We start from the raw sequence: 11,766 nt of genomic DNA, 5'->3' as shown, positions 1-11,766 counted from the left end.
ATTGAAGGAGCTACACCAGCCGGCGCACCATGCCATCGGCGTCCATCGCGGCCACCAAATCCAGTTGATTGACCTGCAGACATGCCGCCACGTCCCCGCATAATTCCGGATGGGCAAGCAACTTGCGTCCATTGCGCGCCAGGCGCATGGCCGCCGCCAGGTCCTGGTGATGTTGCCGGTAGAGCTGCAAGGCAATTTGCACGGCATCGCTTAGTGTGGCTTTGGGGGCCTCCTGGAGCAGGAGTTCCGCCAACCCACCGGCGGCCAGGACATCTTCCAGCGCCATTTCCTCAAACGTTCCCCCGCACACCAGCAGCACGCGGGGATAATTCTGGCGGCGCAATTCCCGGGCCACGGCCTGCAGATTGAGAAACGCGCCCACCAAAATCAAGGGAGCCCCGGCACAGGCCCGCAAGGCGCGGGTGCCATTGGTGGTGGTGGTGACAATGACGCGCCCCGCCACGCACTCGGGTGTGTATTCCCGCGGTGAATTGCCCAAATCAAACTCCACGCCGCCCGTCAGTCCGGCATGAATGCGCAGGCCGTCACGCTCCCCGGCAAGCAAGACCTCCGGATGCGCCTGCCGCCAGGCCATTGCCTGGGGAATATCCTCCACCGGCACCACAGCCGCCGCACCATGGGCCAGCGCCGTCAGCATGCTCGAAGTGGCCCGCAACACGTCAAACACCACGCAGGCCGTGTCGGAAAGGTTCCGTTCCCGCAAGGCGGAGAAATCGGCCGGACTGAAGGTGGCATCCAAATATTCCATCATGCAGGGCGGAGCTTAATGAGGCCGTTGCGGCCCTGTCCATGCTGTTCTGCGGGCTTGCCACTGCTGGGCAGTCTCACTAGCGTGTGAATCCCATGGCGTTGAACATCCGGGAAAACGAGCCGCTCAGCCGCCACACCACTTTGCGGGTGGGCGGTCCGGCGCGTTATTGGGTGGAGGTGGCCGGGGAGGCGGAGTTGCGCGAAGCGGCCGCCTGGGCGGCCGACGCCAGCCTTCCCCTGTTCGTGCTGGGGGGCGGCAGCAATGTTCTGGCCAGTGACCATGGTTTTCCCGGCGTCGTTGTGCACATGGCCAGCCGGGGAGCAACTTTTGCCGATGTTGGCGGCGCGTATGTCCGCGTCATCGCCGAAGCCGGGGAGGAATGGGATGCGCTGGTGGCGGAAGCGGTGGAGCGCAACCTGGCGGGGTGGGAAACCATGGCCTTAATTCCCGGCACCTTGGGCGGGGCGGTGGCAGGCAACATCGGCGCTTATGGCGCGGAAATAAAAGACACCCTGGAATGGGTGGAGGCCATGAACCGCAGGGACGGCAAGCTGGCCCGATTTTCCCTGGCCGACTGCCAGATGCAGTATCGCCACAGCTTTTTCAAAACCCCGGCTGGTCGTGAGTGGGCGGTGGTGCGGGCCAGTTTTCTCCTCCAACGCGGCGCTCCGCCCCGGCTGGATTACCCCGAATTGCGCGCGCGCCTGACCAGCCCCAAGCCCACGCTGGCGGAGGTGCGCCAAACCGTCATCCACATCCGCCAGGCCAAGCTGCCTGATTGGCAGAAGGTGGGAACCGCCGGTTCTTTCTTCAAAAATCTGCGGCTGGACCCTGAGGATTTTCAACAACTGCGCCGCCGGTATCCCGAGTTGCCCGGCTACGCAGAGGCCGATGGCCGCATCAAGGTGCCACTGGGTTATATCCTGGACAAAATCTGCGGCCTGCGCGGCTGGGGGTGGGGCAAGGTGCGTTTCCATGAGCGGCAGGCCCTGGTCTTAATTAATGAAGGCGGGACCGCCGCGGACATCGCGCAGCTCGCACACGAAGCCGCCCGGCGGGTGCGCGAGGCAACCGGGCTGGCCATTGAATGGGAAGTTGAGCCCCTGGGCGATTGGGAGCGGCCACCGGCCTGACCGTTGGCTGCTGGCCGGCAATTTTACTTTGAAAATGCGCGCTCCGTGAGAAGAGCCTATTGATTTTTTGAGCAACTCATAGGATGTTAAGGCGGGTTGGCCGTGGCCGGCTTGCTGCCGGGCGCAGGCTGCCCAAATGGTGGCAACTAAAGGGAAGCAGGCGGAAATCTCCCCAAAGCTCCTTTAGGCGCTGGACAAACCAGCGAATGAGCCACATTTTATGGATGAGTTATGGCAGATGAATCAATGAGCAATTTTACGCCGCGCGCCCAGCAAGTGCTGGCGCTCGCGCGCAAAGAAGCCGACCGGTTCAACCACAATTTTGTGGGGACCGAGCACCTGTTGCTTGGCCTCATCAAACTGGGGCAGGGCGTGGCGGTGAACGTGCTGCAGCGCATGGGGCTGGACCTGGAGACCCTGCGCATGGAGGTGGAAAAACTGGTCGGCACCGGCCCGGACCAGAAGGTGGTGGGCAACATCCCCTACACGCCGCGGGTCAAGAAAGTGCTGGCGCTCGCCAGCAAGGAGGCCAAGGCCCTGAATCACACCTACGTGGGCACCGAGCATATCTTGCTGGGGTTGCTGCGCGAAGGGGACGGGGTGGCGGCGCGCGTCCTTAAAAATCTGGACGTGGACCTGGAGCAAACCCGCCAGGAAATTCTCAAAGAGTTGAATCCGGATTTCCAGGGGCAGGAGGAATCCATGCCGGGCGAAGCTCAGGAAAAAGGCCCCGGCCCTGCCGCGCCCGGTCCCGGAGAGAAAAAAGGCGAAGTCAAGACCCCTGCCCTGAAGGCGTTTGGCCGCGATTTGACGGAAATTGCGCGGCGGGGGGAATTGGACCCCGTGATTGGCCGCAAGGCGGAGATTGAGCGAGTCACGCAAATCCTCTGCCGCCGCACCAAAAACAACCCGGTGTTGCTTGGCGAAGCCGGGGTGGGCAAGACCGCCATCGTGGAAGGTTTGGCGCAGGAAATTGCGCGGGGCAACGTGCCTGAATTGCTGCGCGACAAACGGGTCATTACCCTGGACCTCGCCCTCATGGTGGCGGGCACCAAATACCGCGGGCAGTTTGAGGAGCGTATCAAGGCGGTGATGGATGAAATCCGCCGCTCCAAGAATGTTATTTTGTTCATTGATGAGCTGCACACCATCGTGGGGGCCGGCTCCGCGGAGGGTACGATGGATGCCTCCAACATCATCAAGCCGGCCCTGAGCCGCGGCGAGATGCAGTGCATCGGCGCCACCACGCTCAACGAGTACCGGAAATACATCGAGAAGGACGCCGCCCTGGAGCGCCGTTTTCAAAGTGTCAAAGTGGAGGAACCGTCCATCGAGGATGCCATTCAAATCCTCAAGGGCCTGCGCCCGAAATATGAGGAGCATCACAAGGCGGAAATCACCGATGCCGCCATTGAGGCAGCGGTGAAACTTTCGGCCCGCTATATCACGGACCGGTTCCTGCCAGACAAGGCCATTGACCTGATGGACGAGGCCGGGGCGCGGGCGCGCATAGCCGCCATGACCCGGCCGCCGCAGGTCAAGGATCTCGAAGCCGAGATTGAAAAAATCAAGACGCAAAAAGAGGCCGCCATCAAACAACAGGATTACGAGGGCGCCGCACACTTCCGCGACCAGGAAAAACAGGCCAAGGAAAAGCTCGAGGCCATCCTCACCGTCTGGCGGGCCAACCGCGAGGAAAAACGGGTCAAAGTGGACGAAGACGACATCCTGCAGGTGGTCAGCCGCTGGACCGGCATCCCCCTCCGCCGCATGGAGGAGGGAGAAGCCCAACGGCTGTTGCACATGGAGGAGGAAATGTCCAAGGTGGTCATTGGGCAGCGGGAAGCCGTGGCGGCCGTGTGCAAGGCGTTGCGCCGCTCGCGGGCTTCGCTCAAGGACCCCAAACGGCCCATCGGGACCTTTGCCCTGCTGGGGCCCACCGGCGTGGGCAAGACCCTGCTGGCCAAAACGCTGGCCGAATCCATGTTTGGCGACGCCAAGGCGCTGATTCAGCTCGACATGAGCGAGTACATGGAAAAGTTCACCGTGTCGCGCCTGGTCGGCTCGCCGCCGGGGTATGTCGGCTATGAGGAGGGCGGCCAGCTCACCGAGCAGGTCCGCCGCCGGCCGTATTCAGTGGTGTTGTTTGATGAGATTGAAAAGGCCCATCCCGATGTGATGAACATGCTCCTCCAAATCCTGGAGGAGGGCAAGCTCACCGACAGCGTCGGGCGGGTGGTCAACTTCCGCAACACCATCGTGTTGCTCACCTCGAATGTCGGGGCCGAAACCATCCGCAAGAATTCCACGCTGGGGTTTTCGCCCATCAGCGACGAAACCAGTTACGAGAAAATGCGGGAAAAAATCATGGACGAGGCCAAGCGCCTCTTCCGCCCGGAATTTCTCAATCGTCTGGATGACATTATTGTCTTCCGTTCGCTGACCAAGCCGGACCTGATTGCCATTTTGGACTTGGAAATCAACAAGGTCTGCGAGCGCCTGAAACACCGCAATTTTGTGCTGCGCCTGGACGAGAAAGCCAAGGACTTCCTGGTCGAGAAGGGATATGACCCCCAATACGGCGCCCGTCCCATGCGCCGCGCCGTGGAGCGTTACCTGGAAGACCCGCTGGCCGAGGAAATCCTGAAAGGCTCTTTCCACGATGGGGAGCCGATTCAGGTAACCGTGCAGGATGATAAGCTGCACTTCTCGCAAACCGCGCCCGCCGCCGGCAATCCCGGCGCCCTGGCGTGAGCGCCGCGCCGCATGGAATTGACAGACCCAAGGCTTCCGCATGAATAAGCGGAAGCCTTTTTTTGTCTAATCGGTAGAAGTTAAAATAATGTTGTGGCAATTGCCCCACGGCCCTTGGTAGGATGAATGGATATGAATGAATTTGAAGTTATGAATGCCAATCGCGAGTCGAGTTATAACCGGCGCGACTTTCTGCGCGGGACCTCCTTTGCCACGGTGGCAGCGCTGATGGGGGGCGTGCGCCTGATGGCGGCCGACGCCCCGGCGGGGCAGGAAGCCCCCAAATCCAAGAAGCCACCCGTGCCGTGTGGGGTGATTGGTCTGGGCACCCAAGGACGGGAAATTCTCACTGCGCTGAGCCGCCTGCCCAATGCCCCGGTGGTGGCCGTGTGTGACACCTACGCGCCCATGGTCAAACGTGCCGCGCAACTGGCGCCCAATGCCAAGTCCTACAATAACTACCAGGAGCTGCTGGCGGACAAATCCATAAAGGCGGTGTTTGTGGCCACCCCCACCCACAAGCATCGGGAGATTGTTGAGGCCGCCCTGGCCGCCAACAAACACGTGTATTGCGAGGCGCCCCTGGCGCACACGGTGGACGATGCCCGCGCCATAGCGGCGGCGGCCAAAAAGCGTCCGCATCTCAATTTCCAGGCCGGTCTGCAACGCCGGAGCGACCCGCAGAATCCGTTCACTTTGAAATACTTGCGCGCCGGCGCCGCCGGCAATTTTGTGCGGGCCCGCGCACAATGGGCGCAGAAGACCTCCTGGCGCCGGACCGCCCCCAATCCCGAGCGCGAAAAAGAGCTGAACTGGCGGCTTTACAACGACACCTCCCTCGGTCTGGTGGGAGAGGAAGGCATCCATCTCATGGACCATATCACCTGGTTTCTGGGCATGCGGCCCAAGTCCATCCAGGGCCACGGCGGCCTGTTGTACTGGAATAAGGACAACGATGACCGGGAGGTTTATGACACGGTGCAGGCCGTCATCGAGTTCCCCAACAAGGTCTTCTTCACCTTTGACCTCTGTCTGGCCAACTCCTTTGAGGGCACTTACGGCATTCTCTACGGCACCGATGCCGCCGTGTTGTTGCGCGATAACAGCGCCTGGATGTTCAAGGAGGCGGACGCCCCGCTGCTGGGATGGGAGGTCTATTGCACGAAGGAAGACGGCGTGGTGTACAAGGAAGTGGGCCTGTCCATGCGCATGGACAACACCAAGATTTTAAAAGATGCCGTCGTCAACGAGCCTTACCTCGCCACCTCCATGCTCAAATCCGTCGAAGCCTTCATCGGCAACACCAACACCCTCAGCGCCGCGATGGAAGACTTCGAAATGATGGGCGGCGAATTGAAGGACACCAAGGCCGTTGAGGAATACCGCAACAGTGAGTCGCTCAAAAAGGCCTGGCTCGCGGCGGCGGACTGGTCCGAGGGCCTCGCGGCCACGGTCATGGCCATCAAGGCCAATGAGGCCATTGTCAAAGGCGAGAAGATTACTGTCAGCAAAGAATGGTTCCAGGTGTGAACCCAACCTCAAATCAACCTTTAAAATCAAACCACTAGAAAGGACAACTCCATGAAACGTATTAACACCGTCTTGCTTACCGCCTGGGCTCTGGTCGCAGCGCTCACGGTCTCGGCGCAAACCCTGACCCGCTTCACCAGCACCCCTGGCAGCAAGGTCACCATTGATGGCACTTCCAACATCCATGACTGGACCGTCGAGGGCAACGTCATCGCCGGCTACTTTGATGTGGACAAAGCGGCCCTGCAGAAGGGCGCCGCCGGCCCCATCAAAGCGGCCGTGGCGGTCAAAATCACCGTCCGCTCCCTCAAGAGCGGCAAGGAGAAAATGGATGAGGTGATGCAGGAGCATATGAAGGCCGACCAATACCAGTTCATTGAGTACAAACTGGCCGAGCTGAAGATTGTCAAAGGCAGCCTGGACAAGGGCCTGGAGTGCGAGTCCACGGGCGACCTGACAGTCTCGGGGGTGACTAAAAAAGTCAACCTGCCGGTGACCATCACCAAGGTGGATGATGAGAAAATTAAAATCGTCAGCCCGAAGGTGGACCTGAAGATGACCGATTTCGGCATCAAGCCGCCGGAACCCAAGCTGGCCATGGGTTTGATCAAAACGGGCAATGAAGTGAAAGTGGCGGTGGAGTGGATGCTCAAGGAGCGGAAGGAGTAGCAAGAGGATTAACTCCGGCTCCGCAATTTGCTCTTGCAACCGCGATGGCGACAAGGCCATCGCGGTTTTCATTTTTACGTTCGCCGCGGACGACGCAGCCCCAGCTTTTGCATCCGGGAAGCCAGGGTGGTCGGCTTGATTCCCAGCAAGGCCGCCGCCCCGCGCGGCCCATGAACCCGCCAGCCGGCGGCCTCCAATGCCGCCACCAAGTTTTCCCGCTCGTATTCGCGCATTTGGGCCTCGGTCAGGATTTTGCCCGGCCGCAGGCTGGGCGCGGGAGCTGGCGGGGCCACGGCCTCGGTCTCTTCCTGCGTGCCGATTGCAGGCAAATCCAGATGCATTCGCCCTCCACGGGCCAGAATCACCGCGCGCTCGATGACGTTTTGCAATTCCCGCACGTTGCCCGGCCATTCATAACTCTGCAGCCGCATCACGTCGGCCGCGCTCAAAGGCGGCTCGGCAACGCCCAACCGTTTCGCGGCCAGCCGCAGAAAATGAGCCGCCAGCAGCGGGATGTCCTCGAGTCGCTCCCGCAACGGCGGCACGTGAATGGGAAACACATTCAGCCGGTAAAATAAATCCGCCCGAAACCGCCCGGCAGCCACTTCCGCCTCCAAATTGCGATTGGTGGCGGCCAGAATGCGCACATCCACCGTCCGGGTGCGGTCCTCCCCCAAACGCTCATATTGTCCCTCCTGCAGCACCCGCAGAAACTTGCCCTGCAACTCCAGCGGAATCTCGCCCACCTCATCCAAAAGCAGCGTGCCGCCATCGGCCGCCTCAAAGCGCCCGGCCCGGTCCTTCAAGGCCCCGGTGAAGGCACCCCGGGCATGGCCAAAAAATTCACTCTCAAACAGTTCCCGAGGCACCGCCGCACAGTTGACGCGAATCAAGGGACGCGCCGCCCGGCGGCTCCGCCGGTGAATCTCTCGCGCCACCAATTCCTTCCCGGTGCCGGATTCCCCCAAAATCAACACGGTGGCTTCGGTGGGGGCCACCAATTCAATGCGCCGCAACACCCCCCGCAAAGCACGACTCTGGCCCACCAGCTCGCCGAAACTCCGCGCTTCGCGCAACTCCTCCTGCAGGTACGTGTTCTCCAATTCCAACTGTGCCCGCAGCCGCTCGATTTCCTCGAAGGCCCGCGCATTGGCCAGCGCCACGGCAATCTGGTCCGCAAAGATGCGCAGCCAGGCCGGCCCCAGCTCCGGTGTGGGGATGCGGGTGAAAATCGCCAGGACCCCCAGCACTTGGTCGTGATGCAACACCGGCTGGCCGTTGAAACCGTGGATGCCCTCGATAATCGCCCATTCTGGACGCTCCAGCCAACCCGCGTCTTCCGCCAAATCTTTCACCACCAGGGCGCGGCCTGTTTCCCCAATTTGGCCAATTTTGCCTACGCCCAGCGGGATGCGTTGGTACTCTCCACTCAGGCGCGACCAATCCGTTTGGTCCGCGTAGGGCCGCCCGGCACTCGCCACCAGATGCAGGCAACGGCTGGGATTGGGACATTCCTGCCGCCATCGGCAGTGGACGCAGCGATCCCCCTTATCCACCAGCCAAATCCGGGCCAATGCCACATGGGGGCGCTCAGCCAACAAAGTGACCACCCGCCGCATCAACTGGTCCACCGAGCGAATTTGCGCCAGCTCCAGGAGCCGCTCCCGGAGGGAGTCAAATTCGGGGCGGTAATCCGCGCTGAGTTTTAAGGTGTGCATAAGGTTTAATGGCCGGCTCACCTGCCCGGCTAAATCGCAGCGCTCTGTCTATGCTGCTCACCGTCGCATCGGGCGGGATACTCAACGCCGCAGACAGAGCATGCAATAGTCCGGCATGAGGAGGATGATGACAGACAATGAGCGCGGCATCAACGATTTTTCGTTATAAAAGAAAACATATCAACGATTTATCGTTAGTAACGATTTATCGTTGTTTTTGGGTCTGGCCAGTTTTTACATAAGCAACTCAAATACAATAACTTATAAAAATCAAGCCTTTGGCATCATTCATGCATTACTGGTTGCTGCGGTCGCAATTTCATTGGTTGCGATGCGCAGGATTGAAACGGTTTAATGAGTTTGACATTATGAACTGTACATTTGCCATGAGAATGAAAGTCACCGTCGCTGATGACGCAGACAAGCTGTATGTTCATCAGCTTTTTGCGTTGTGCGATTACCTGACGGTGCGCGCACTGAATCCTTTCTTTGCCCGGCATGGGGTGACATGGGACGAGCAATTTGCTGAGTTCTTTGTCCCGGCCCCCGGGAGCAATCCCTATGACCCCACCGGAGTCATTCATTTCTTCCCGCCGGCCATGTTTGCCGGGCAGTTGGGCGAACTGGAAAATGCCATTCGTGAAGCCCTGAAGGAGGTGCGCATCATTGCCGGCCCCTTTGAGCCGGAGCATTTTCCGGACGGCCGCACGGTGAAACTCATGCGCATCCCCATTCTGACCAATCCCAACGCCAACAGCGGCCCGCCCGAAGTGGTGATGTCGGATATTGCGGCGCATCTGGTGTTGCGGGATGTGCTGGGTTTTACGAAGTGCAAGGGCATTTATGAGATGGACACGGAGGAGCTGCTGCGCCGGGTGGAATCGGTCACCGAAGAGAAGGTGCTGCAATGCGCCTCGAGTCCGCTGCGAGACCCCAATGCGCCGCGCGGGGTGCGCCGGATGGCCAGCCCGGTGGTGGCCAGCATGATTCACCGTTGTCTGGGGGAGCTGCGCAATTTTGCCAACTGGGCTTTGGCGCACCACCACCCCCGCGTACGTGTGTCCTGAGGTTTGATTATTGCTGGTTTTCCAGTTGCGCAAAACCGCACACCATGTCCTCCAGGTGTGCGGTTTTTCTTTGAATAATCCAGGCTTCCAGGTAGTCCAAGTTGCATCTGCCTCGTCACTAAACCGTTGCTTTACAATAAAGCCGGAGGGTGGTGAACTGTCCGCCAGTTTGTCCCCCGCGCGGACCACGCTCATGAGGCGTGGGGTATTGGCATGACAGCGGCAGACGGGATTAATCTAAGATATTATGAAGTCTGAAATTGAAGACTTGAATCAAATCATTCAGGGGATGCATCCGTTGATTGAGGGCATCCGGCGGGAAGTGGCCAAGGTCATCATCGGCCAACAGCACATGATTGACCGCATGCTGGTGGGTCTGCTGGCCAACGGGCACATCCTCCTGGAAGGCGTGCCGGGGCTGGCCAAGACCGCGGCCATCACCGCCCTGGCGCAGTGCATTCATGGACAATTTCAGCGCATTCAATTCACGCCGGATTTGCTGCCCAGCGACTTGATTGGCAACCTGATTTACGTGCCCAAAGACGGCACGTACATCACCAAGAAAGGCCCCATCTTTGCCAACTTCGTCCTGGCCGACGAAATCAATCGCGCCCCGGCCAAAGTGCAGAGCGCCCTGCTTGAGGCCATGCAGGAGCGGCAGGTGACCATTGGGGAGACCTCCCATCCCCTGCCCTCGCCCTTCCTGGTGATGGCCACGCAAAACCCGATTGAGCAGGAAGGCACGTATGCCCTGCCGGAAGCGCAGGTGGACCGCTTCATGCTCAAGGTGGTGGTCACCTATCCCAACGAGGAGGAGGAAAAGAAAATCATGCATCTGGCGGCCAAAACCTACCGCCTGCCGCCGCTGGCCCCGGTGATTGAGCCGGAGAAAATCCTGGAGATGCGCAAGCTGGTGGATCAAATCCACGTGGACGATCAGATCACCGAATACATCATCCGCCTGGTGTTCGCGACGCGCCAGCCGGCCAAATTTGCCCCGCCGCTGGCGGGCAAGATTCGTTTTGGCGGCTCGCCGCGCGCCACCATTTATTTGAACCTGGCGGCGCGCGCGGTGGCGTTTCTCAATGGCCGCGGATACGTGACGCCGCAGGATGTGAAGTCCATTGCCATGGACGTGTTGCGTCACCGGGTCATCACCACCTTCGAGGCGGAAGCCGATGAAGTCACCAGCGAGCATATTGTGCAGCATCTGCTGGACAACATCCCCGTGCCATGATTCCGCGCGAATGGCTGCGCAAAATCCGCCGCATTGAATTGCGCACCACCCTGTTGGTGGAAAACCTCATGGCGGGGCAGTACCGGTCGGTCTTCAAAGGCCGCGGCATGGACTTTGACGAAGTCCGCCCCTATGAGGCCGGCGATGAGGTACGCCGCATTGACTGGAATGTGACGGCGCGCACGGGGGTGGTGCATATCAAAAAATACATTGAGGAACGCGAGCTGACGGTGTTGCTGGTGGTGGATGTGAGCGCCAGCGGCAATCTGGGCTCCACGCATCAGAGCAAGCGGGAAACCGCTGCCGAGCTGGCCGCCGTGCTGGCCTTCAGCGCCATTCTGAACAATGACAAGGTGGGGCTGCTCTTGTTCACGGACCGCACGGAGCGGTACCTCAGCCCGCGCAAAGGCCGCCAGCATGTGCTGGCCATGATTGATCTCATCCTCACCTATCAACCCAAAAGCGCGCGCACCAATATTGCTGCCGCGCTCAACCGGGTTTTTCATGCCCACTCGCGCAAGGCGGTCATTTTCCTGATCTCCGATTTCATGGATCAGGATTACGAGCGCGCCTTGAAGGTGGTGGGGCGCAAACACGATTTAATTGCCGTCCCCATCATGGACCCGGTGGAGCGGGAGCTGCCCGACATTGGGTGGGTGGTCTTTGAGGATGCCGAAACGGGGGAAGTGGTGGAAATGAACACCGCGGACCCGGAGACCCGCGCCGGGTTTGCCCAGAACGCGCTGCGACTGCGCGAGCGCACTCGCGAGCACTTGCGGCGCGCCGGGCTGGATGCCATTGAAGTCGAGACAGACCGCCCCTATTTGCGGTCGCTGACGCGCTTTTTCCACACCCGTTACCATCGCATGCATCCCTGATGAAAACC

Annotated in this window: 9 protein-coding genes; 7 read left to right on the top strand and 2 right to left on the bottom strand. The window is 60.2% G+C overall.

The annotated features are described in order from the left end of the window. Window positions 1–10: 10 nt before the first annotated feature. Window positions 11–772: a 2-phosphosulfolactate phosphatase gene (locus NXS98_RS02835; protein ID WP_283846952.1), complete on the bottom strand. Its 762-nt coding sequence runs from the start codon at window positions 770–772 to the stop codon at window positions 11–13. A 92-nt stretch (window positions 773–864) separates the two neighbouring features. Here NXS98_RS02835 and murB point away from each other — a divergent pair, with 92 nt between their 5' ends. The 4 genes from murB to NXS98_RS02815 all read left to right on the top strand — a co-directional run bounded on the left by murB (window position 865) and on the right by NXS98_RS02815 (window position 6,858). Next, complete coding sequence (gene murB, locus NXS98_RS02830) at window positions 865–1,905, top strand: UDP-N-acetylmuramate dehydrogenase (protein ID WP_283848115.1); 1,041 nt, start codon at window positions 865–867, stop codon at window positions 1,903–1,905. A 231-nt stretch (window positions 1,906–2,136) separates the two neighbouring features. After that, a complete protein-coding gene (locus NXS98_RS02825) occupies window positions 2,137–4,659 on the top strand; it encodes an ATP-dependent Clp protease ATP-binding subunit (RefSeq protein ID WP_283846951.1) in 2,523 nt (840 codons plus the stop codon). A 150-nt stretch (window positions 4,660–4,809) separates the two neighbouring features. After that, a complete protein-coding gene (locus NXS98_RS02820) occupies window positions 4,810–6,189 on the top strand; it encodes a Gfo/Idh/MocA family protein (RefSeq protein WP_283846950.1) in 1,380 nt (459 codons plus the stop codon). 51 nt (window positions 6,190–6,240) lie between these two features. After that, a complete protein-coding gene (locus NXS98_RS02815; protein ID WP_283846949.1) occupies window positions 6,241–6,858 on the top strand; it encodes a YceI family protein in 618 nt (205 codons plus the stop codon). A 74-nt stretch (window positions 6,859–6,932) separates the two neighbouring features. Here NXS98_RS02815 and NXS98_RS02810 read toward each other — a convergent pair whose 3' ends face one another. Beyond that, window positions 6,933–8,576 (bottom strand): sigma-54-dependent Fis family transcriptional regulator, encoded by a 1,644-nt coding sequence (locus NXS98_RS02810; protein WP_283846948.1) that lies wholly within the window; start codon window positions 8,574–8,576, stop codon window positions 6,933–6,935. Window positions 8,577–8,968: 392 nt separating this feature from the next. Here NXS98_RS02810 and NXS98_RS02805 point away from each other — a divergent pair, with 392 nt between their 5' ends. The 3 genes from NXS98_RS02805 (at window position 8,969) to NXS98_RS02795 (ending at window position 11,758) form a co-directional block, all read left to right on the top strand. Beyond that, window positions 8,969–9,643, top strand: a complete 675-nt coding sequence (locus NXS98_RS02805) for a hypothetical protein (RefSeq protein WP_283846947.1) — start codon at window positions 8,969–8,971, stop codon at window positions 9,641–9,643. A 247-nt stretch (window positions 9,644–9,890) separates the two neighbouring features. Beyond that, on the top strand, window positions 9,891–10,880 hold the full coding sequence (locus NXS98_RS02800) for an AAA family ATPase (protein WP_425499927.1): 990 nt from the start codon (window positions 9,891–9,893) through the stop codon (window positions 10,878–10,880). After that, a complete protein-coding gene (locus tag NXS98_RS02795; RefSeq protein WP_283846946.1) occupies window positions 10,877–11,758 on the top strand; it encodes a DUF58 domain-containing protein in 882 nt (293 codons plus the stop codon). The genes NXS98_RS02800 and NXS98_RS02795 overlap by 4 nt, the downstream gene beginning before the upstream one ends. Window positions 11,759–11,766 lie beyond the last annotated feature (8 nt).

Origin of the sequence: Fontisphaera persica, from assembly GCF_024832785.1 — a bacterium.
GTDB classification, from domain to species: Bacteria; Verrucomicrobiota; Verrucomicrobiia; order Limisphaerales; family Fontisphaeraceae; genus Fontisphaera; species Fontisphaera persica.
This window is presented reverse-complemented; position numbering and strand designations above follow the sequence as displayed.

What these genes read in the sequence shown, in the direction of transcription:
- NXS98_RS02835 (WP_283846952.1), bottom strand. Translation starts at nt 772, where the DNA reads ATGATGGAATATTTGGATGCCACCTTCAGTCCGGCCGATTTCTCCGCC.
- NXS98_RS02800 (WP_425499927.1), top strand. Translation starts at nt 9,891, where the DNA reads ATGAAGTCTGAAATTGAAGACTTGAATCAAATCATTCAGGGGATGCAT.
- NXS98_RS02820 (WP_283846950.1), top strand. Translation starts at nt 4,810, where the DNA reads ATGAATGCCAATCGCGAGTCGAGTTATAACCGGCGCGACTTTCTGCGC.
- NXS98_RS02825 (WP_283846951.1), top strand. Translation starts at nt 2,137, where the DNA reads ATGGCAGATGAATCAATGAGCAATTTTACGCCGCGCGCCCAGCAAGTG.
- NXS98_RS02810 (WP_283846948.1), bottom strand. Translation starts at nt 8,576, where the DNA reads ATGCACACCTTAAAACTCAGCGCGGATTACCGCCCCGAATTTGACTCC.
- murB (WP_283848115.1), top strand. Translation starts at nt 865, where the DNA reads ATGGCGTTGAACATCCGGGAAAACGAGCCGCTCAGCCGCCACACCACT.
- NXS98_RS02795 (WP_283846946.1), top strand. Translation starts at nt 10,877, where the DNA reads ATGATTCCGCGCGAATGGCTGCGCAAAATCCGCCGCATTGAATTGCGC.
- NXS98_RS02815 (WP_283846949.1), top strand. Translation starts at nt 6,241, where the DNA reads ATGAAACGTATTAACACCGTCTTGCTTACCGCCTGGGCTCTGGTCGCA.
- NXS98_RS02805 (WP_283846947.1), top strand. Translation starts at nt 8,969, where the DNA reads ATGAAAGTCACCGTCGCTGATGACGCAGACAAGCTGTATGTTCATCAG.